Genomic DNA, 19,157 nt, shown 5'->3' with positions numbered 1-19,157 from the left:
GGCTTGCTGCATTGCCGAATCGTGGCGAAAGCCGTTGTGATCGCCTAGATCAGGGCGACAGATGCCAATTCGAGAGGCAAGATATGTCCGGCAAGCCATCCTCGTTCTCAATGAGCCGGCGCCAGGCGCTCGGTTTGATCGCGGTCACCGCCGGCGGTGGTGCCTTCCTGCCCGCCGCCGCGATAGCAGACCAGACTTCACCCTATGCCGGACTGGCCTTGTTCGAAAACGGCGCCGGTGTCTGCACCATCACGCCCGAGGCGACCGAGGGACCTTTCTATTTCGATCCGAAGCTAGAACGCGCCGATGTCACCGAAGGCAAGAAGGGCATTGCCCTTGATGTCCGGCTGCAGGTTGTCGACGCGGGCTGCCGCCCGCTTGCCGGCGCTCGTGTCGACATCTGGCATTGCGACGCGCAAGGCGCCTATTCCGGCTATCCCGGACAGGGTGATGGCCGCGATCTCGACACCTCGGGCCAGACCTTCCTGCGTGGTTGGCAAAGGACCGACGCGAGTGGCATCGTTTCCTTCGCCACGATCTATCCCGGCTGGTATCGCGGCCGCACCACCCACATCCATTTTAAGGTCTTTCCCGACGACAGTTCGGTGATGACCGGACAGTTGTTTTTCCCGGACAGCCTCAGCGAGCAGATTTTCACCACGGCCGCACCCTACAATGACCGGTCGGGCGAGCGCGACACCTCGAATGCCGCGGACGGCATCGCCAGGCGGGCTGGACCGCAATCGCAGGCTGCGCTGCGCGAGCTGGAGGATGCCTATCAGGCGCTGATGATCATCGCGGTGAAGTCCGGCTGAGCGGCGGTCACTCCATCACTTTGCTCGCGGCGAAAATTCCGGCTGGGAATTCGTTTGTCATCTAACTGAAATAAACATCTGGCATTAGCCACGGCGGACACCACAATGCTTGCCGGCAAAGCTGTTTGAAGCTCCGGAATCTTTTTCATCGTCGATTGCCAACCGGCCGGCTGCCTCTATGCTGCCCGCACCGGTACGGCCGAAGAGGGATGACCATGGCCAAGGCGGATAAGACTGCGACAATGAGCCGGCTGCATTCGGCGGCAAGGCTGGCAAGAACGGCGCTGGCGGCCCGGCTTCTGGCGCACGGCTTCTATGCCGGCCAGGATCAGATCATGCTGGCGCTCGACCGTGAGGACGGCCAGACGCCGGGCAATCTTGCCGGACGCCTCGGCGTGCGCCCACCTACCATCACCAAGACAATCAACCGGCTGCAGGCCCAGGGTTTTCTGGAAAAACGCGCCTCCTCGGCCGACGCCCGTCAGGCGCATATTTTCCTCACCGACACCGGTCGCGACATCATTCACGCCATCGAGAAATCGGTGAAGAAGACCGAAAAGCTGGCGCTGAAGGGTCTCGACAAGAAGGACCAGAAGTCGCTGTTCAAACTGCTTGCCCGCATCGAGGCCAACCTCTCGAACGAGGAACTGGTGCTCATCGACGACGACGCCGAATCGGACGACTGACCGGCGGATTGTCGCGGCAGGCGATCAGGCCGCCGCGGCAGAGCCCTGGATCAGCGACGACCAGCGTCCCGGTGTCATGCCGAACGCCTTCTTGAATTGCCTGATGAAATGGCTCTGGTCGCTGAAGCCGGCTTCGACCGCGATCTGTGCCAACGGTTCGCCGGCGGCGATCATCCGCCGCGCCCGCTGAAGCCGGCGCATCACCAGGAAGCGATGTGGACTGGTGGAGAAAGCGGCACGGAAATGCCGTGACAAGGCATAGCGATCAAGCCCGGTTACAGCTTCCAGCTCGCCGGAACGCACCGGCCGGTTCAGGTTTTCCGTGAGATAGTCGCGCGCCAGCGCAGCCGCCCGCCACGCCGTCCTGCTCATCGGCTTCGCCGACTGGCCGCCATGCCGGATCAGGCTTTGCATCAGTTGCGTCAGGAAGTCGTCGACGAACAACTCGTCGAGTTCCTGCTCCAGCGGACCCAGCGCCGAAAGCAGCGTTGCGCAGAAGGCGGCGTCCGCCACCACGCCATCCCTGACAAAAGGCAGCGACGCGCCGCCAAGGCAGTCGAGCATCAGCGACGGTTCCAGATAGAGCATTCGGTAGCGCAGTCCGTCCTCGGTGCCGGCGCCGCCGTCGTGCAACTCGTCGGGATGCAGCACGATGATCTGGCCCGGAAGGCTGTGGCGCGCAGCGCCGAGATAGCGAAACGTCTGCACACCGTGCAGCGTCACCCCGATCGCATAGGTGTCGTGGCGATGGAGGTCGAACGCGCTGCCATGGAAGCGCGCTTCGATCCGCTCCATGCCTGCGGGATCGGGGGCGGAGATGATGCGGTTTTCCGCCGCATCGACGCACAAACGTCCAAGACCCTTGAAGGCCTGGCTGTCTAGATCGTGCGACATCGTCTCCTTCAGCCTCGCATTGGGGCACAAACCGAATGGCCAATGTCTCATGTTCGATACGAAATTTGCAATCGTGCTCAGGGAAGATCTGCCGGTCTGGCAGAAACTCAACGTCACCGCTTTCCTGACCAGCGGCATCGTCGCGCAGTTTCCCGATATCATCGGTGAACCCTATCGCGACCGCGCCGGCAATCTCTACAACCCGCTGTCGATCCAGCCGGTCATCGTTTTGTCCGCCGACCAGACGACGCTGGGCACCATCCACCGGCGCACGCTGGAGCGCGGCGTGACCACCTCGCTCTATGTCGAGGAAATGTTTTCGACCGGCTTTGACGCGGCCAACCGTGCCGTCTTCGCCGAATTCGCGCCTGAAGACGCCAAGGTGGTCGGGATCGCGCTTCGCGCCGACAAGAAGCTGGTCGATAAAATCACCAAGGGCGCCCGCATGCACGCCTAGCCAAGGCACTACGCCTGCCGGCGGCTCTTGTTGTGCCAGCAGGCTTTCATGTCGCGGCAGTCGACAATTGGCTTGCCGGGAGCCGGCAATTCCCGCAAAGGTGGGCTCCAGCCCAGCTTCCCACCCGGCCTGCAAGTGAGTGCTCCCCAAAGACATGTAGAAAGCGCGACGCCCCCGGTGGCGATCGTGTGCATGCTTTCCACCTATGTCTTCTTCACCTTCCTCGACACATCAAGCAAATACCTCGTCCTTGCCGGCGTTTCCGTGCTGGTCGTTGCCTGGGTGCGCTTTGCCGTGCATGTCGTGCTGGTCGGCGCGCTGCTGCGCGGCTGGCGCCAACCGGTGCGGTTTCGTCCGGTCAACCTGCCGGCGCATATCCTGCGCGGGGCGTTCCTGTTCGGATCGACCATATTTAATGTCCTGGCGCTCAAATCCCTGCAACTGGCCGAGACCACCTCGATCTATTTCTTCGGGCCGATGGTGATCACGGCACTGGCCGGTCCGCTGCTTGGCGAGTGGGCCGGCTGGCGGCGCTGGCTGGCCATCCTGGCGGCCTTTGCCGGCGTCCTCATCATCACCCGGCCGGGCGTCGGCGTTTTCGGCATCGGACATCTCTTCGCGCTCGGCTCGATGCTGTCGAACTGCTTCTACGTCATCATGACGCGCCGCATGTCGGCGACCGAGACATCGGAGAGCCTCATCCTGTTTTCGGCGTTGGCGCCGGCGCTGTTGCTTCTGCCCCTGCTGCCGTTTTCGTTTTCCCTGCCGCATGACGGTTGGCACTGGTTCGTGCTGCTGATGCTCGGCGTGTTCGGCGGCGTCGGTCACTGGCTGCTGGTCCAGGCCTACCGGCTGGCGACAACCACGGCTTTGGCGCCCTATCCCTATTCGCAGATGGTGTGGATGATCATTTCCGGCTGGATCGTCTTCAAGCAGTTTCCCGACCGCTGGACATTGGTCGGCGCCGCCATCATCGTCGCCAGCGGTCTCTACATCGTCCATCGCGAGCATAGGCTTCGGCTGCGGAGCCGCGCGGCCTCGGATGTCGAGGCCGAGGCGTTGGCAAAAAAACTTTGATTTGCCCCCGATCGGTGGCATAACGCCGCCTTTAAACAGTTTAGGTCTGGAAATTCAGGTCCGGGGAGCACACGTCGCTGGCACAAAAAATCAAGCTTTCGACGATCGCGGATGCGCTCGGCGTGTCCACGGCTACGGTCTCGCTGGCGCTGCGCGACAGCCCTCTGGTTGCCGGTACCACGCGTGACCGCATCAAGGAACATGCCCGCGCCATCGGCTATATCTATAACCGACGCGCCGCCAGCCTGCGCACCTCGCGTTCCGGCATTGTCGGCGTCGTCGTCCACGACATCATGAACCCATTCTTCGCCGAGATCCTGCGCTCAATCGAAAGCGAGCTCGACCGCAGCCGTCAAACCTTCATCCTGTCCAATCATTACGATCAGCTCGAAAAGCAGCGCACCTTCATCGACACGCTTTTACAGCTCGGCGCCGACGGCGTCATCATGTCGCCGGCCATCGGCACGCCGGCTTCCGACATCCTGATGGCCGAGGAGAACGGCCTGCCGGCTGTGCTGATCGCGCGCACCGTCGAGGGTGCCGACGTGCCGGTCTTTCGCGGCGACGACTCTTATGGAACAGGCCTCGCCACCAACCATCTGATCTCGCTCGGCCACAAGCGCATCGCCATGATCGGCGGCACCGACCAGACCTCGACCGGCCGTGACCGCTACCAGGGCTATGTCAACGCGATGGAGGCGGCCGGGCTGGAAGTCAGGCCGTCATGGCGCATCGCCGGCCCACGCACCAAGCAGGCCGGCTTCGAGGCCGCCGGACAGTTCCTGGCGCTGAAGGACAGACCGACGGCTGCCTGCTGCTGGAACGACCTTGTCGCCATCGGCCTGATGAACGGCATTGCCCGTGCCGGCCTTGTGCCCGGCATCGACATCTCCGTTACCGGCTATGACGACCTCGAAGAGGCGGCGATCGCGACGCCGGCCCTGACCACCGTCTGGAACGGCCAGCGCGAGGTTGGCCGCCGCGCCGCCAGCGCGTTGCTCGACAAGCTCAACGGCCAGACGGTGCGGCCCTCGCAGGAATTGATCAAGCCGGAACTGCATGTGCGTCAGTCGACCGGCAAGCCGGTGGAGCGTGCATGACCAAGGCCGAACAGTTGCAGACCGTCGCCATCCTGGTGCCGGGCGATTTCAACGACCATGCGGTCGACCGCATCAACCGTACGTTCAGGCGTGTCAGAATAGAACGCGCCGATCCGTCCCTCATCACCGACGAGATGCGCAGCGATGTGCGCGGCATCGCTTCGTTTGCCGGCATCAACGCGGCGATGATGGATGCATTGCCCAACCTCGAGCTCATCGCCTCCTTCGGCGTCGGCTATGATTCGGTCGATGTCAGCCATGCCCGAGCGAAGAACATCATGGTCACCAACACGCCCGACGTGTTGACCGAGGAGGTCGCCGACACCACGATCGGGCTGTTGATCAACACCATCCGCGACCTGCCGCGCGCCGAAACCTGGCTGCGCGACGGCAGCTGGCTGCGCAACGGCAACTATCCGCTGAGCCGGCTGACCTTGCGCGGGCGCAGTGTGGGTATTTTCGGCATGGGCCGCATCGGGCAGGCCATCGCCCGGCGTCTGGAAGCTTTTGGCTTGCCGGTCGCCTACCACAACCGGCGCCGTGTCGAAGGTCTTTCCTACCAGTATCATGCGACCCTGAAAGGGCTTGCAGAAGCCGTCGATACGCTGATTTCGGTCGCGCCGGGGGGCGCCTCGACGGAGAAGGCGGTCAATGCCGAAATCCTGTCGGCACTTGGCGCCAACGGCGTCTTCGTCAACATCGGCCGTGGCAGCACTGTCGACGAAGCAGCGCTTGCGGCAGCCCTTGTCACCGGCACCATCGCCGCCGCCGGCCTCGACGTCTTTGCCGACGAACCGAACGTGCCCAAGGCGCTGCTCAACGCGCCCAACACCTCGCTGCTGCCGCATGTCGGCTCGGCCTCGGACCACACCCGCCGCGCCATGGCGGATCTGTGCGTCGACAATCTGGTGTCCTGGTTCACCGAGCGTCGGCCGTTGACGCCGGTCCCCGAGACAGCAGAAGTCAAGGCTAGAAACTGATCGGTGGCCGCCACATTTATTAACGTCAGCTTAACCATTTGGAATCATTGTTCAACCTGTCCGTGTACGTGGATGAAAAATGATGAAAGCACTTTCCGCATTGATCGCTGCCGCAGCGCTGTTTGGCGGCATTCAGCTGTTTCATGGCGGCAGCCGAGAAAGCGTGGCCAACGAGGCCGCCCCGTCCAACAGCTACAGGCTGGTCGCCAATGGCGATGAGGCGGTCTGTGCAGTCAGCCGCGGGGCCGAAATTTCGGACGGTTTGTCGCTGGTCACCGTTGCTCCGAAATGCCGCCGGCTCTTGCCCGGCATAGAGCAGGCGAAGTTCTGGCGCGAGCAAAACGACGGCACGGTCGCCTTCAGCGCCAACGGCGTCGATCCGATCGTCACCTTCGCGGCTGCCGATGGCGACGGCTACGAATCTTATGCCCCGGCGCTACCGTTGCTGTCGCTGAATAGCTATTAATGCCCAGCGGCCTATTCTGCCGCTTCAAAGGGCAGGTATCGCACCGCCATGGCGGTTTAGCCAGCCAATCATAGTGGCCGTTCTGCCACGCCGATTGCGAAAAGAAGTTCCACGCTATTTTAGCATCTTGCGATACAAACGAAGATAGATCGTTATGCACCATTCAATTGGGGGCCTAACGTGAAATCCATCCTTCTCGCATCCACCATGCTTGTCGCCCTTTCGGGTGGCGCTTTCGCTGCCGACGCGCTTGTCGAAGCTCCGGTGGCTTACGAATGGAGTGGCTACTATGTGGGCGCGCAGCTTGGATACAATTGGGGGCACGTCGATAGCCACGACGTCAATATCGACGACGGCAGTTCCGATTGGGCTGACGCGTGGAAGTCCGACGGAGTGATTGGAGGTATCCACGCCGGCTACAATCAGGCCTTCAATTCGATCGTTCTTGGCGTCGAGGCCGATCTCGAAGCCTCGGGAGCGGGCGGCTCCGTGGATTCCGCGTATGCGGGCAATATCAAAACCAAAATCGACGTTCAGGGCTCGTTGCGCGCACGTCTTGGCTATGCGGTGGGACCGGCTCTCCTGTACGGTACGGGCGGTCTCGCAGTCGCTCACTTCGATACCAAATATGACGACGGCACCACGACGGATAGCTCGTCCAACACAAAGGCAGGTTGGACTGTGGGCGCTGGTATCGAATATGCCTTCGCGCAAAACTGGACGACGCGGGTCGAGTATCGCTACAGCGATTTTGGCACGTTCTCCGACAATCCAGCGACCGACAGTTCCTGGCTTTACCCAACCGACGTGACGACTCAAACCGTACGCTTCGGCGTCAGCTATAAGTTCTGATCGCGGGTTCGCGCCAGGGGGCGGACCCGGTCGTTTACTCTGCCGCCGTACGCGCTGCCTGGCGGATCAGGGCGTGGCCCCTGACCGCATCGCCGAAGGCCCGGAATATCTTCACCGAATTGCTGTCCGACTTGACCCAGTATTCCGGGTGCCATTGCACGCCGACGGCGAAGGCGCGGGCGTCGCGCACCGAAACCGCCTCGACCGTGCCGTCGGTGGCGACGGCCTCGACCTGCAGCTTCGAGCCGAGCCGGTCGATGGCTTGGCGGTGCAACGAATTGACCTTGATGTCGCCGGCACCGAACACACCGGCCAGGCAACTGTCAGGTTTGATCGAAATGGTCTGGTGGATGGCGAAGCGTTCGTCCTGCTTATCGCTCACCGGCGCGCGGTGGTCGAGCGAGCCCTCGCGCTCCTGGATCTCGGTGCCGAGCGTGCCGCCCAGCGCCACGTTCAATTCCTGGATGCCGCGGCAGATGGCGAGCAGCGGCACGCCGCGTTCGATCGCCCGGCGGATCAGCGGCAGCGTCGTGGCGTCGCGCGCCGGATCATAGGGGCCATTGGCTTCGCTGGCGTCGCCGCCATAGAGCGAGGGATGCACATTGGATTTCGAGCCGGTGACCATGACGCCGTCGACCGACGATAGAAGTTCGTCGAAATCGAGCCGGTCGCCGAACGATGGCACCAGCACCGGAAACACGCCGGCGCCGGTGACCGCCGCTTCCAGATATTGTTGTGGGGCGGCGTGCCAGGTGTAGTTGTCGAACTGACGGACGTCGGTCGATATGGCGACGAGCGGCTGATGCATTTTTGCTCTGTGTTCCATCTGGGCAAGGGATACCTGCCGCTAAAATAGGCGATCCCCGGTTGTTTTTCCATGCCAAGTTTCGGCGTGTCGCATGGGCCACGAAACGGCCTGTTAGACTATAGTTGCAGGGCAGCCGGGCTTCGCCGTCAAATCGGGTCGGCCTGCTGGACTCGACTTCTTGCCCGTGTATTGTCTCGAACGAACCGACAGGGAAACCGAGGATTTCCTGACGTCGGCCTGTTGATCCAAAAGGGAGGAAGTTCATGGATCGTCGTTCATTCATTCGCAAGGCCGGTGTCACCGGCGTCGGTGCCGCCGCGGCGGCGGCCACGCTGGCAGCGCCTGCAATCGCCCAGTCCAATCCCAAGGTGACATGGCGGCTGGCGTCGTCCTTCCCGAAGTCGCTCGATACCATCTATGGCGGCGCCGAGGTGTTCTCGAAGATGCTGTCGGAAGCCACCGACGGCAATTTCCAGATTCAGGTTTTTGCTGCCGGTGAGCTGGTGCCTGGCCTGCAGGCCGCCGACGCCACCACGGCCGGCACGGTCGAGGCCTGTCATACGGTGGCATATTATTACTGGGGCAAGGACCCGACATGGGCGCTCGGTGCGGCGGTTCCCTTTTCGCTCAACGCACGCGGCATGAATGCCTGGCACTACCATGGCGGCGGCATCGACCTGTTCAACGAGTTTCTCGCCACGCAGGGCCTTTTCGGCCTGCCGGGCGGCAACACCGGCGTCCAGATGGGCGGCTGGTTCCGCAAGGAAATCAACACGGTGGCCGACCTTTCCGGCCTCAAGATGCGAATCGGCGGTTTTGCCGGCAAGGTGGTGCAGAAGCTCGGCGTCGTGCCGCAGCAGATCGCCGGCGGTGATATCTATCCCGCGCTGGAGAAAGGCACCATCGACGCGGCCGAATGGGTTGGTCCCTATGACGACGAGAAGCTCGGCTTCTATAAGGTCGCGCCCTATTATTACTATCCCGGCTGGTGGGAGGGCGGCCCGACCGTCCACCTGATGTTCAACAAGGCGAAGTACGAAGAACTTTCGCCGACGTACAAGTCGCTGCTGCACACTGCCGCGCAGGCGGCCGACGCCAACATGCTGCAGAAATACGATTATCTGAACCCTGCGGCGGTGAAGCGACTGGTAGCCGGCGGCGCGAAACTGCGCCCGTTCAGCCAGGAGATCATGGCCGCCTGCTTCGAAAAGGCCAACGAGGTCTATACCGAAATGGAAGCCTCCAACGCCCCGTTCAAGAAGATCTGGGAATCGATCAAGGGCTTCCGCAAGGAGCATTATCTCTGGGCGCAGGTGGCCGAATACAATTACGACACCTTCATGATGGTCCAGCAGCGCAACGGCAAGCTGTAGTCGGCCGGACTTCTGCTCAAAAGCTCTCTGGGCGGAACCCGCTCAGGGAGCTTTTCTGTATATACCGGAGGCGAAACCGGCGCTTCAGCCTCGGCGCGGCACCACCAGAACCTTGACCTCGCCGGGCGCCGGCGGATTGGCGATCACCGCTGGCGCTTCTTCAAGCGACACCTGCCTGGAGATCAGCCTATCGATCTCGATCGTGCCGGAAGCAATGAGTTCGGCGGCACGGCGATGGGTGTAGGGATTGAGGAAGGAACCGAGCACCTTCAGTTCCCGGAACAGCAGGTCGAACGGCTCGAATTCAGCTTTCACGCCTTGCGGCGTCACGCCGACGATGACGACCGTGCCACCGGCGCGGGCCAGCCGCATCGACTGCTCGACGGTCTCTCGCACGCCCGCACATTCGAAGACGACGTCGACACCGCCTGGCACCAGCCCCACCGGTCCGGCGATGGCATCGATGACATCGGCGGTGGTTGGATCGATAGTCATTGTCGCGCCGAGGTCCTCGGCGAGGGCGCGCCGCGAGGCTTGCCTGGTCGAAAGGATGATGGTCGTGGCTCCCGCCAATCTTGCCAGCTGCACGGTGAGCAGGCCGATCACGCCGCCGCCAAGCACGACCACCGAGCTGCCCGGTTTGATCCCGGCAAGGTCGACGCCGTGCAGGCAACAGCCGAGCGGCTCGCAGAACGCGCCGTGCATGGGATCGAGACCCGCAGGCAGGACGAAAGCCTGCTTCTGCGGCAAGGCAAGGTATTCGGCAAAGCCGCCGTCGCGATGAATGCCGATGGCGCGCAGATTGCTGCAGAGATTGATTTGTCCCGCGTGACAACGCGCGCAGCGCCCGCAGGCGATGTTGGGGTCGCCGGTGACACGATCGCCGATGGCAAAACCCGAGACCGATTTTCCGATCGCCTCGACGAGACCGGAGAACTCATGGCCGGGCGTCACCGGCGGCGTGCACGGAAATTCGCCGTGAAACAGATGCCGATCCGTGCCGCAGACGCCGCAGGCTTCGATGCGCACCAGTAGCTCATCCGCACCGATGTCAGGCATGTCGACGTCGCGCAGCGTGATGCCGCCCACTGCTTCCAGCCGCACCGCTTTCATGGTTTTGACCATGCCGGTTCAGTTGAAGCTTGGCGGTTGCGACAGGTCGGGCTGTGGCGTTGCCGGCTTGGCCGGCGGCGCGTCGCCGAAGCTCGGCGGCTGCGACAGATCGGGGGCGGCGGGAGCCGTGCCGCCGCCGGCAGGCGCTGCGCCATCCGCCGGCGGCGTGCCGAGCGGCGACAGGCCGGGCATCTCCGGCACCTGGTAGTCGATCGTGCCCGGATCGACGGTCGTTCCCTTGTAGTGCATCACCATTTGCGGGAAGGCGATGGTCAACCCGATCATGATCACCTGGATGCAGACAAAGGGCACCGCGCCCCAATAAATCTGTCCGGTGGTCACCGGCGCGATTTGTTTGCCGGTGAGACGATCGAGATAGGGCACGCGCGCAGCCACCGAACGCAAGTAGAACAGCGCGAAGCCGAAGGGCGGGTGCATGAAGCTGGTCTGCATGTTGACGCCAAGGAGCACGCCGAACCAGATCAGGTCGATGCCGAGCTTGTCGGCGGCGGGCGCCAGCAGCGGTACGATGATGAACGCCAATTCGAAGAAGTCGAGGAAGAAAGCGAGGAAGAAGACGAGCATGTTGACGCCGATCAGGAAGCCGACCTCGCCGCCCGGCAGCGACGTCAAAAGGTGCTCGACCCAGATGTGGCCGTTGACGCCGTAGAAGGTCAGTGAGAACACCCGTGCGCCGATCAGGATGAAAAGCACGAAGGACGATAGCCTTGTCGTCGAGGCCAGTGCCTGCTTGACGACGTCAAGCGACAAGCGCCCCTTTGCCGCCGCCATGATCAAGGCGCCGACGGAACCCATGGCGCCGCCTTCGGTCGGCGTGGCGATGCCCAGGAAGATGGTGCCCAGCACCAGGAAGATCAGCGCCAGCGGCGGGATCAGCACGATGATCACCTGCTGCGCGAGCCTGGACATCATGTTGAAATTCAGGCGTTTGTCGGCAATGGCGACGATGTAGATGAACAGGACTCCGGCAGTCGCGCCGAGAATGTCGGCATTGTCGCCATGCGCCGGCGCCAGATAACGATACGCCGCGTAGGAAACCGCTAATGTGACCAGCAAAGCCACCAGCAGCGACATCACGCCATGGCCGAGTGTACGGGCTTCCAGCGGCAGCGCCGGCATCGAGTTCGGCCGGATGATCGACATGATCAGGATGTAGGACATATAGAGGACGGTGAGCACGAGGCCGGGGATCAGCGCGCCGGCATACATGTCGCCGACCGAACGGCCGAGCTGGTCGGCAAGCACGATCAGCACCAGCGACGGCGGGATGATCTGGGCAAGCGTGCCGGAGGCGGCAATGACACCGGATGCGAGCCGGCGGTCATAGCCATAGCGCAGCATGATCGGCAGCGAGATCAGGCCCATGGCGATGACGGAAGCCGCCACCACGCCGGTGGTCGCCGCCAAGAGCGCGCCGACGAAGATCACCGCATAGGCAAGGCCACCGCGGATTGGCCCGAACAGCTGGCCGATCGTGTCGAGCAGGTCTTCGGCCATACCCGATCGCTCGAGCACGATGCCCATGAAGGTGAAGAACGGGATGGCCAGCAGCGTGTCGTTCGACATCACCCGGCTGCCGTAGAAATTATCCGGCAATGCGTGCAGGAGCGGCCAGGCGAGGTTGATCGATCCTCCGGAATAAGGCGACAGCAGCACGCCGATGAAGAAGAACATCAAGCCGTTGGCGGCCAAGGAAAAAGCGACGGGGTAGCCGATCAGCAGGAAGATGATCAGCGAAGCGAACATGATCGGCGCCATGTTCTGCGCGATGAACTCCATCACGAGCGCACCTCGTCGGCCAGCGCCTTGGCTTCGAGTTCGGCCTGTTCATGCACGGAAATGAACGGATTGGGATCGTCCATGTCGCCGCGCATGATGGCGATCTTCTTGATGATCTCGGAGATGCCCTGCAGCGCGAGCAGGAAAAAACCGACGAGCAGGATGGCCTTGGCCGGCCAGATGATCAGACCACCGGAATTGTTGGACATCTCGCCGCTGCGAAACGACAGCGACACATAGGGCACGAAATAGATCACCATCAACGTCACGAACGGCATCAGGAAAAAGAGATGCCCGAGCAGGTCGATCCAGTGCTGCACGCGGCGTGAAAACAGGCCGTAGACGACGTCGATGCGGATATGTTCGTTCTGCTTCAGCGTATAGGCGGCGGCCAGCATGAAGGCGGCGCCGAACAGATACCATTGCAGTTCGAGCCAGGCGTTCGAGGATATGTCGAACACCTTGCGGATAATGGCGTTGGCGGCGCTCACCAGGATCGCCAGCAGGATCAGCCACGATATCCACTTGCCGATGAATTCGTTGGCGCGATCAATTGTCCTGGATAGAGCAAGAAGCCCTGCCATGCATTCCTCCCTTGTACCGGAGGCGTGCCGGCTTCCCCCTTTTTGTCCGTCACGCCGCGTGGTCCAACGGTATGCCGCGCGTGGACTGACGGGTCAACAAGGATAGAGGGAGCAAATGTCATCGCATGGCAGACAGTGCCCAATACCGGCGATCTGCCCTGGCGTCATGCAACCAAAGTCTGACGTTTCAGGCGATTTTGCCGGTGTCGCGGCCGGCGCCGATCAGGATCAGCGTCGTGACCAGGAACAGATACATCCACGCATCGCGCCATTCGACCGGGAAATAGCCGGCCCACAGCGATTCGGCCATGCCGAAGGCGGCCGCGCCGAGTGCCGCGCGCGACGGCGAGAGATAGCCGCCGACCGCCGTCACGAACAGGATTTTCAGGCCGTAGACGAGGCCCGAGCCGAAGCTGACATTGCCGTAATAGAGCCCGGCCATCACACCGGCCAGCGCGGCGCAGAAGCCGCCGAACAGGACCGCGTGCCGGAACACCGCGCGCACGTCGACGCCGCACATAGCGGCTGCCTTGGGGTCGTCGGAGACGGCGCGCCAGCGCCGTCCGAAGCTCGACCGGGCAAATGCCCAGCTGGCCAGCGCGATTGCCGCCACCACCACGGCGCAGTCGATGAGCTGGATGAGCGTCAGCGTTGCCGTGAAGGTGGCGCCCTGCGCGAAAACGATAGGCTGCGCCAGCATCGGCGGGAGCCACAGATCATGCGTGTCGGCGGCGATGCGGCTCGCTTCGGACAGCAGCAGCAGGATGCCGAGCGTCGTCACCACAATTGCATTGGGCGTGCGGTCGGCCAAAGGTTCGAAGACACTGCGCGACAGCACGTGGCTGATCAGCGCGGCATAGAGGAACGCAGCGACGACGCCGAGCGCCACCGCCGCCAGCAGCGTCAGCCACAGCATCTGATAGCCGAAGGCCGCGGTCAGGATCATCGTCTGGCCGCAAAAGGCGAACAATGCGCCATAGGCGAGATTGGTGCGGTGCAGGATGCCGTTGGTCAGCACATAGCCAAAGGCGAGCAGCGCATAAAGCGCGCCCGAATGCAGCCCGTTCAGCACCTGCTGGAAGAAATAGAGCATGCAAAACCTCGAAGCATGCCGCCCAAAAGTGCGAAGCGGTCCTGGCCAACGACAGGCTCAAAAGGCTGCGAAGATCATCGCAGCCCAGAGTGAGGGTGCATCGCTGAATCTAACTTGTCAAATACGATTTATAGGTTAGATTTTCGCCATGACGGTATCCTGGACCCCGCACCGCTTCACCGGCGGCCTGCTTGCGCTCGACACAGCGAACACCGTCGTGCTGCGCGGCGATCCGGGGCGAACCTTCGATCGCTTCGACGATCCGGCCGAGATTGCCCGCTTCGCCGATGCGGCGAGCCGCTTTCGCGCTGCCGAACTTGGCGACAGGCCATTGGCGGTATCCTCGGCGGTGGCGATCGCACCCGTCGTGCTGTCGATCCGCGAGGCGACCGACCGGCTGTTTCGTGGAGCGGCGTCGAAGGGCGCGGTTGCCACCACTGATCTGCCCGGATTCCTGAGAGCCTGCGCCGATGGCCTTGCCGGCAGCCGGACCGAGATCGGTGCGCCGGGGCGGCCGTTCGGTGATCCCCTGACGCCGATCGCCTTCGAGGCGGCACTGGCGGTTTCGGCGTTGTCGCTTCTGCGTGACGACACCGTCGCGAGGCTGAGGATCTGTCCCAATTGCACCTGGCTGTTCGTCGACAGAAGCCGCAATTCCAGCCGCCTTTGGTGCGACATGGCGGTGTGTGGCAACAGGCAGAAGGCAAGCCGTCACTATCGTCGCCGTCGCATGGCGGAAAATGAGGTCAGGAATGCGTAGCGGCCTTTCCCGTTCGATCCTTGTCGGCGTGGCACTCATCGCGGCCGTTGCGCTGGGCGCCTGCCGCGATACCGGCAATGACGAAGGCAAGCTGTTCGAGATTTCCGGCAAGATATTCGTCTTCAACTACCGCCTCGCAAGGGCGACTTATGTCGTGACCCTGCGGCCGCTGAAGCCGATGGGAGAGGGCCAGGTCGCGGTCGCCAGCTTCCAGGATCCCGCCGGCGGCGCGCCTCTGGTGGTCGAGCAGAAGGTCTGGCCGAAGCTCGACAAGGTGACGCTGGAGAGTCCGGCACTGACCTGCGTCGTCAAGAACAAGCCCTATGCGATTGCCATCAGCATCAAAGGCGCCGACGGCGCGGTCCTGCAGAAGATCGACACCACGCTGATGTCGACGGAAGACCAGTCGATCCTGCCCGACCGGCCGCTGGTCATCGACCAGCTCTACACCGCCAATCCCGATCTCGTCGGCCATCCCGACGGCAAGCTGCCGGGCGAACCGAAGCCGGATTGCTCGAAGGGCGGCTGACGCGTCGCGGCCATCCGGGCCGCAGCTGAAATTTTCGTGCGCCGGGCAATGTCCGTGGATCGGTTTCATACCCGATTCAGGATGGCCGCGGACTGTCCGTTGCGCGTTGCCTGGCATCTGCGATTTTGTTTGACCTGCCTTGCAAGGGGAGAAAGGATGCGTCATCCGACCCCGACGTTGGCTGCCTGCCCCGCGTGGCCTCCGCAGAGGAAATGCCTGATGACGCTGCACGACGTCGCGCTCGACGACAAGTTCGATCTCGCAAAGGAGCGCATCTTCCTGTCTGGCGCGCAGGCGGTCATTCGCATGCTGCTGATGCAGCGCGAGCGTGATCGCCGCGCCGGCCTGAACACGGCCGGCTTCGTCTCCGGCTATCGCGGTTCGCCGCTCGGCGGCCTCGACATGCAGCTTTGGAAGGCGAAGAAACAGCTCGCCCAGGCTGACATCGTCTTCCAGCCGGGTCTCAACGAGGAGCTTGCCGCCACCGCTTGCTGGGGAACGCAGCAGACGGAACTGCTGGGCGAGGGCACTCATGACGGCGTCTTTTCGGTCTGGTACGGCAAGGGACCGGGTGTCGATCGCTCAGGCGACGTGTTCCGCCACGCCAACCTCGCCGGATCGTCGAAGCATGGCGGCGTGCTTGCGCTGATGGGCGATGACCATATGGCCGAATCCTCGACCAATGCGCACGCCACCGAATTCCTGTTCGTCGACACGATGGTGCCGATCCTCAATCCCGCCGGTGTCCAGGAGATCATCGATTACGGGCTCTACGGCTTTGCCATGTCGCGCTTTGCCGGTACCTGGGCGGCGATCAAATGCGTCAAGGATAACATCGAATCGACCGCCTCGGTCGATGCCGCGCTCGAGCGGCTGAACATCGTCGTGCCGGATTTCGACATGCCATCAGGCGGTCTCAACATCCGCCACGAGATCGATATGCTCGGTCAGGAGGAGCGGCTGCATGAGCACAAGCGCGCCGCGGCTTCCGCCTTCATCCTTGCCAACGGGCTGAACCGCATCGTCTATTCGGGCGGCCGCAACCCGAAGATCGGCATCATCACGCTGGGCAAGAGCTATCTCGATGTCCGTCAGGCGCTGGAGGACATCGGCATCGACGAGGCGGCCGCCAACCGCATCGGCGTGCGGCTGTTCAAGGTCGGCTGCCCCTGGCCGCTCGACCTGCATCACATCGCCGATTTCGCCCGCGGCCTCGACACCATTGTCGTCGTCGAGGAGAAGCGCTCGCTGATCGAAGTGCAGCTGCGCGAAAGCCTTTATGGCACTGCCACCCAACCGGTCATTATCGGCAAGAAGGACGAGCGCGGCGACTGGCTGTTTCCGGCCAAGGGCGCGCTCGATCCCAACGAGATCGCCATTGCGCTTGGCGAGAGGATCGTCAGGACCATCGGCCCGTCCGAAGAGATTTCGGCGCGGGTGGCGAAGCTGCGCCAGTTCCAGGCAATGCTCACCGAGGCCACCGACATCGGCTCGCGCACACCGTTCTTCTGTTCCGGTTGCCCGCATAATTCGTCCACCAAGGTGCCGGACGGCTCTATCGCCGCGGCCGGCATCGGCTGCCACTTCATGGCGCTGTGGATGGACCGCAACACCGTCGGTTTCACGGCCATGGGCGGCGAGGGCGCGCAATGGGTCGGCCAGGCGCCGTTCTCCAAGCGCGAGCACATCTTCCAGAATCTTGGCGACGGCACCTACAACCATTCCGGTACGCTGGCGATCCGCTTCGCGCTGTCGAGCGATGCCAACATCACTTACAAGATACTCTACAATGACGCCGTCGCCATGACCGGCGGCCAGCCGCACGAAGGCGGCCTGACCGTCGACATGATCGCCAGGCAGGTGCGCGCCGAAGGCGTCGACCGCATCGCCATCGTCACAGATGAGCCCGGCAAATATGCCGGCAAGGCCGAATTCCCGGCCGGCGCCACCATCCATCACCGCGATGACCTCGATCTCGTCCAGCGCGAGCTGCGCGAGGTCAAGGGCGTTTCGGTGCTGCTCTACGACCAGACCTGCGCCGCCGAAAAGCGCCGCCGCCGCAAGCGCGGTACCTTCCCCGATCCCGACAAGCGGGTCTTCATCAACGAGCTGGTCTGCGAGGGCTGCGGCGATTGCGGCGTGCAGTCGAACTGCGTCTCGATCCAGCCGGTCGAGACCGAATTCGGCCGCAAGCGCAAGATCGATCAGTCGAGCTGCAACAAGGATTTCTCCTGCGTCAACGGCTTCTGCCCATCCTTCGTCACTGTGCACGGCGCCAAGATCCGCAAGGCCGAGGGCCTGGCCGGCAAGGCCGATCCGCTGGAAGGCGTGCCTGTGCCGGCGCAATTCCCGCTTGGCGAGCAGGGCTGGGCGGCGATCATCGACGGCGTCGGCGGCACGGGCGTCGTCACCGTAGGTGCGGTGCTTGGCATGGCGGCGCATCTCGAGGACAAGGGCTGCGGCATGATCGACATGGCCGGCCTCGCCCAGAAGGGTGGCTCGGTGTTCACGCATGTCCGCATCGCCCGCACCCCCGACGACATCCATGCCATCCGCGTCTCGGCCGGCAAGGCCGATCTCGTGCTTGGCTGCGATCTCGTCGTTTCGGGCGCCAAGAAGGTGCTGACCGCGGTGCGCGAGGGCCACACCATCTTCGTCGCCAACACCGCCGAGATCATGCCTGGCGAATTTGCACGCTCGGCGGATTTTTCGTTGCCGATAGAGCGGCTGAAAAAGGCGATCCGTGCGGCCGCGGGCGACGACAAGGCGCATTTCTTCGACGCCACCCGCACCGCCACGGCACTTTTCGGCAACTCGCTCGGCGCCAACATGTTCATGCTCGGCTTTGCCTTCCAGCATGGCGGCCTGCCGCTATCCGCCGAGGCGGTCGAGAAGGCGATCGAGCTCAATGGCGAAGCCGTGGCGATGAACGTCGCCGCGTTCCGCTGGGGGCGTCGCGCTGCCCATCAGCCGGAATTCGTGCGCGGCCTCGTTGCCCAGCCGGGTCCAGCCGTGGCTGGGAAGGCCGGCCCGGGCACGGATGTCGCCGAGACACTGGACGATATCATCGCCCGCCGCGTCGCCTTCCTGACAGCCTATCAGAACGCCGCCTATGGCAGGCGTTATGCCGAAAAACTGGCCGTTTTGCGCGCCGCCGAAGCGAAGGCCATACCCGGGTCGACCACGGTATCGCAGGCCGCCGCCAGGAACCTGTTCAAGCTGATGGCGATCAAGGACGAATACGAGGTGGCGCGTCTTTACACGGACGGCTCTTTCGTCGCCGAACTTGGAAAACAATTCCAGAGCTACGAAAAGCTCGAATTCCACCTCGCGCCGCCGATCATGGGCCGTCGCGGCAATGACGGCAGCCCTAGGAAATCGAGCTTCGGCCCGTGGATGATGAAGGGTTTTCGCCTGCTGTCGGCGATGAAGGGCCTGCGCGGCACCGCCTTCGACCTGTTCGGCTACACCGCCGAACGGCGCATGGAGCGACGGCTGCTGGCGCAGTATGAGGCGGATCTGGAACTCATCGCCGGATCGCTGGCCCCGGCCAAGGTCGATGCGGCGGTTGCGCTGGCCTCGGTGCCGGCCCTCATTCGCGGCTATGGTCACGTCCGTCGAGCCAGCGCCGACAAGGCCTCGAGCGAACGCCAAAGGCTGCTCAAACGCCTATCGAGTACGCCGGCGCGGCCGAAACTTCAGGCCGCGGAATGATCGATACGCCTTGTTTACCTGAACGACAGTTTCCTTGCTTTCCGTTGCGTCACCCG

19 protein-coding genes are annotated in these 19,157 nt (G+C 63.1%); 12 read left to right on the top strand and 7 right to left on the bottom strand.

The annotated features are described in order from the left end of the window. The first annotated feature begins 83 nt into the window (after nucleotides 1-83). Nucleotides 84-815, top strand: a complete 732-nt coding sequence (locus tag EJ079_RS04560; protein WP_127808207.1) for an intradiol ring-cleavage dioxygenase — start codon at nucleotides 84-86, stop codon at nucleotides 813-815. Here EJ079_RS04560 and EJ079_RS04555 read toward each other — a convergent pair. Then, nucleotides 779-964: a hypothetical protein gene (locus tag EJ079_RS04555; protein WP_127266502.1), complete on the bottom strand. Its 186-nt coding sequence runs from the start codon at nucleotides 962-964 to the stop codon at nucleotides 779-781. The genes EJ079_RS04560 and EJ079_RS04555 overlap by 37 nt on opposite strands. Before the next feature lie 66 nt (nucleotides 965-1,030). On the opposite strand from EJ079_RS04555, the gene EJ079_RS04550 reads away from it, so the two are divergent. Next, complete coding sequence (locus EJ079_RS04550; RefSeq protein WP_127396003.1) at nucleotides 1,031-1,501, top strand: MarR family winged helix-turn-helix transcriptional regulator; 471 nt, start codon at nucleotides 1,031-1,033, stop codon at nucleotides 1,499-1,501. 24 nt (nucleotides 1,502-1,525) lie between these two features. Here the strand turns inward: EJ079_RS04550 and EJ079_RS04545 are convergent, their stop codons facing one another. Beyond that, nucleotides 1,526-2,395, bottom strand: coding sequence for an AraC family transcriptional regulator (locus EJ079_RS04545; RefSeq protein ID WP_127396004.1), 870 nt, complete (start codon nucleotides 2,393-2,395; stop codon nucleotides 1,526-1,528). 49 nt (nucleotides 2,396-2,444) lie between these two features. Between EJ079_RS04545 and EJ079_RS04540 the strand changes: the two genes are divergently transcribed. The 6 genes from EJ079_RS04540 to EJ079_RS04515 all read left to right on the top strand — a co-directional run bounded on the left by EJ079_RS04540 (nucleotide 2,445) and on the right by EJ079_RS04515 (nucleotide 7,327). Continuing rightward, nucleotides 2,445-2,852 carry a DUF2000 family protein gene (locus EJ079_RS04540; RefSeq protein ID WP_127331396.1) on the top strand — a complete coding sequence of 136 codons (408 nt, stop codon included), beginning with the start codon at nucleotides 2,445-2,447 and terminating at the stop codon, nucleotides 2,850-2,852. Between the two features lie 192 nt (nucleotides 2,853-3,044). Continuing rightward, a complete protein-coding gene (locus EJ079_RS04535) occupies nucleotides 3,045-3,929 on the top strand; it encodes a DMT family transporter (protein ID WP_164748949.1) in 885 nt (294 codons plus the stop codon). 77 nt (nucleotides 3,930-4,006) lie between these two features. After that, nucleotides 4,007-5,029 carry a LacI family DNA-binding transcriptional regulator gene (locus tag EJ079_RS04530; RefSeq protein WP_127396005.1) on the top strand — a complete coding sequence of 341 codons (1,023 nt, stop codon included), beginning with the start codon at nucleotides 4,007-4,009 and terminating at the stop codon, nucleotides 5,027-5,029. After that, nucleotides 5,026-6,009, top strand: a complete 984-nt coding sequence (locus EJ079_RS04525; protein ID WP_127808206.1) for a 2-hydroxyacid dehydrogenase — start codon at nucleotides 5,026-5,028, stop codon at nucleotides 6,007-6,009. Before EJ079_RS04530 ends, EJ079_RS04525 begins: the two co-directional genes overlap by 4 nt. Before the next feature lie 82 nt (nucleotides 6,010-6,091). Continuing rightward, nucleotides 6,092-6,475 (top strand): hypothetical protein, encoded by a 384-nt coding sequence (locus EJ079_RS04520; RefSeq protein ID WP_164873919.1) that lies wholly within the window; start codon nucleotides 6,092-6,094, stop codon nucleotides 6,473-6,475. A gap of 180 nt (nucleotides 6,476-6,655) precedes the next feature. Next, nucleotides 6,656-7,327, top strand: a complete 672-nt coding sequence (locus EJ079_RS04515) for an outer membrane protein (protein WP_127808205.1) — start codon at nucleotides 6,656-6,658, stop codon at nucleotides 7,325-7,327. 34 nt (nucleotides 7,328-7,361) lie between these two features. Here the strand turns inward: EJ079_RS04515 and EJ079_RS04510 are convergent, their stop codons facing one another. Continuing rightward, nucleotides 7,362-8,135 (bottom strand): gamma-glutamyl-gamma-aminobutyrate hydrolase family protein, encoded by a 774-nt coding sequence (locus EJ079_RS04510; RefSeq protein ID WP_127808204.1) that lies wholly within the window; start codon nucleotides 8,133-8,135, stop codon nucleotides 7,362-7,364. Between the two features lie 263 nt (nucleotides 8,136-8,398). Between EJ079_RS04510 and EJ079_RS04505 the strand changes: the two genes are divergently transcribed. Beyond that, a complete protein-coding gene (locus tag EJ079_RS04505; RefSeq protein ID WP_013528215.1) occupies nucleotides 8,399-9,508 on the top strand; it encodes a TRAP transporter substrate-binding protein in 1,110 nt (369 codons plus the stop codon). A gap of 84 nt (nucleotides 9,509-9,592) precedes the next feature. On the opposite strand, the gene EJ079_RS04500 is transcribed toward EJ079_RS04505, so the two are convergent. The 4 genes from EJ079_RS04500 to EJ079_RS04485 all read right to left on the bottom strand — a co-directional run bounded on the left by EJ079_RS04500 (nucleotide 9,593) and on the right by EJ079_RS04485 (nucleotide 14,098). After that, nucleotides 9,593-10,621, bottom strand: a complete 1,029-nt coding sequence (locus EJ079_RS04500) for a zinc-dependent alcohol dehydrogenase family protein (protein ID WP_164873918.1) — start codon at nucleotides 10,619-10,621, stop codon at nucleotides 9,593-9,595. Nucleotides 10,622-10,639: 18 nt separating this feature from the next. Next, the gene (locus tag EJ079_RS04495; protein ID WP_174800303.1) at nucleotides 10,640-12,424 is read right to left on the bottom strand and encodes a TRAP transporter large permease subunit; all 1,785 of its coding nucleotides are present in this window, start codon (nucleotides 12,422-12,424) and stop codon (nucleotides 10,640-10,642) included. Next, on the bottom strand, nucleotides 12,421-13,005 hold the full coding sequence (locus EJ079_RS04490) for a TRAP transporter small permease subunit (RefSeq protein WP_127266510.1): 585 nt from the start codon (nucleotides 13,003-13,005) through the stop codon (nucleotides 12,421-12,423). Before EJ079_RS04490 ends, EJ079_RS04495 begins: the two co-directional genes overlap by 4 nt. Nucleotides 13,006-13,192: 187 nt before the next feature. Then, a complete protein-coding gene (locus tag EJ079_RS04485; RefSeq protein ID WP_127808203.1) occupies nucleotides 13,193-14,098 on the bottom strand; it encodes a branched-chain amino acid ABC transporter permease in 906 nt (301 codons plus the stop codon). Between the two features lie 148 nt (nucleotides 14,099-14,246). On the opposite strand from EJ079_RS04485, the gene EJ079_RS04480 reads away from it, so the two are divergent. The 3 genes from EJ079_RS04480 to EJ079_RS04470 all read left to right on the top strand — a co-directional run bounded on the left by EJ079_RS04480 (nucleotide 14,247) and on the right by EJ079_RS04470 (nucleotide 19,101). Continuing rightward, nucleotides 14,247-14,858: a CGNR zinc finger domain-containing protein gene (locus EJ079_RS04480; protein ID WP_127271073.1), complete on the top strand. Its 612-nt coding sequence runs from the start codon at nucleotides 14,247-14,249 to the stop codon at nucleotides 14,856-14,858. Continuing rightward, on the top strand, nucleotides 14,851-15,387 hold the full coding sequence (locus EJ079_RS04475) for a hypothetical protein (protein WP_127269757.1): 537 nt from the start codon (nucleotides 14,851-14,853) through the stop codon (nucleotides 15,385-15,387). The genes EJ079_RS04480 and EJ079_RS04475 overlap by 8 nt, the downstream gene beginning before the upstream one ends. 219 nt (nucleotides 15,388-15,606) lie before the next feature. After that, on the top strand, nucleotides 15,607-19,101 hold the full coding sequence (locus EJ079_RS04470) for an indolepyruvate ferredoxin oxidoreductase family protein (RefSeq protein ID WP_127808202.1): 3,495 nt from the start codon (nucleotides 15,607-15,609) through the stop codon (nucleotides 19,099-19,101). Nucleotides 19,102-19,157: the final 56 nt, after the last annotated feature.

It is taken from the genome of Mesorhizobium sp. M7A.F.Ce.TU.012.03.2.1, from assembly GCF_004006095.1.
Taxonomy (GTDB): domain Bacteria; phylum Pseudomonadota; class Alphaproteobacteria; order Rhizobiales; family Rhizobiaceae; genus Mesorhizobium.
Note: the sequence above shows the minus strand (reverse complement) of the source record. Positions and strands in the feature narration are given on the sequence as shown.

Excerpts from the sequence above, each read along its gene's own strand:
- EJ079_RS04545 (WP_127396004.1), bottom strand. The coding sequence starts at position 2,395 with ATGTCGCACGATCTAGACAGCCAGGCCTTCAAGGGTCTTGGACGTTTG.
- EJ079_RS04510 (WP_127808204.1), bottom strand. The coding sequence starts at position 8,135 with ATGCATCAGCCGCTCGTCGCCATATCGACCGACGTCCGTCAGTTCGAC.
- EJ079_RS04555 (WP_127266502.1), bottom strand. The coding sequence starts at position 964 with ATGAAAAAGATTCCGGAGCTTCAAACAGCTTTGCCGGCAAGCATTGTG.
- EJ079_RS04525 (WP_127808206.1), top strand. The coding sequence starts at position 5,026 with ATGACCAAGGCCGAACAGTTGCAGACCGTCGCCATCCTGGTGCCGGGC.
- EJ079_RS04475 (WP_127269757.1), top strand. The coding sequence starts at position 14,851 with ATGCGTAGCGGCCTTTCCCGTTCGATCCTTGTCGGCGTGGCACTCATC.
- EJ079_RS04535 (WP_164748949.1), top strand. The coding sequence starts at position 3,045 with ATGCTTTCCACCTATGTCTTCTTCACCTTCCTCGACACATCAAGCAAA.
- EJ079_RS04520 (WP_164873919.1), top strand. The coding sequence starts at position 6,092 with ATGAAAGCACTTTCCGCATTGATCGCTGCCGCAGCGCTGTTTGGCGGC.
- EJ079_RS04550 (WP_127396003.1), top strand. The coding sequence starts at position 1,031 with ATGGCCAAGGCGGATAAGACTGCGACAATGAGCCGGCTGCATTCGGCG.
- EJ079_RS04470 (WP_127808202.1), top strand. The coding sequence starts at position 15,607 with ATGACGCTGCACGACGTCGCGCTCGACGACAAGTTCGATCTCGCAAAG.
- EJ079_RS04485 (WP_127808203.1), bottom strand. The coding sequence starts at position 14,098 with ATGCTCTATTTCTTCCAGCAGGTGCTGAACGGGCTGCATTCGGGCGCG.
- EJ079_RS04500 (WP_164873918.1), bottom strand. The coding sequence starts at position 10,621 with ATGAAAGCGGTGCGGCTGGAAGCAGTGGGCGGCATCACGCTGCGCGAC.
- EJ079_RS04505 (WP_013528215.1), top strand. The coding sequence starts at position 8,399 with ATGGATCGTCGTTCATTCATTCGCAAGGCCGGTGTCACCGGCGTCGGT.
- EJ079_RS04540 (WP_127331396.1), top strand. The coding sequence starts at position 2,445 with ATGTTCGATACGAAATTTGCAATCGTGCTCAGGGAAGATCTGCCGGTC.
- EJ079_RS04480 (WP_127271073.1), top strand. The coding sequence starts at position 14,247 with ATGACGGTATCCTGGACCCCGCACCGCTTCACCGGCGGCCTGCTTGCG.
- EJ079_RS04560 (WP_127808207.1), top strand. The coding sequence starts at position 84 with ATGTCCGGCAAGCCATCCTCGTTCTCAATGAGCCGGCGCCAGGCGCTC.
- EJ079_RS04490 (WP_127266510.1), bottom strand. The coding sequence starts at position 13,005 with ATGGCAGGGCTTCTTGCTCTATCCAGGACAATTGATCGCGCCAACGAA.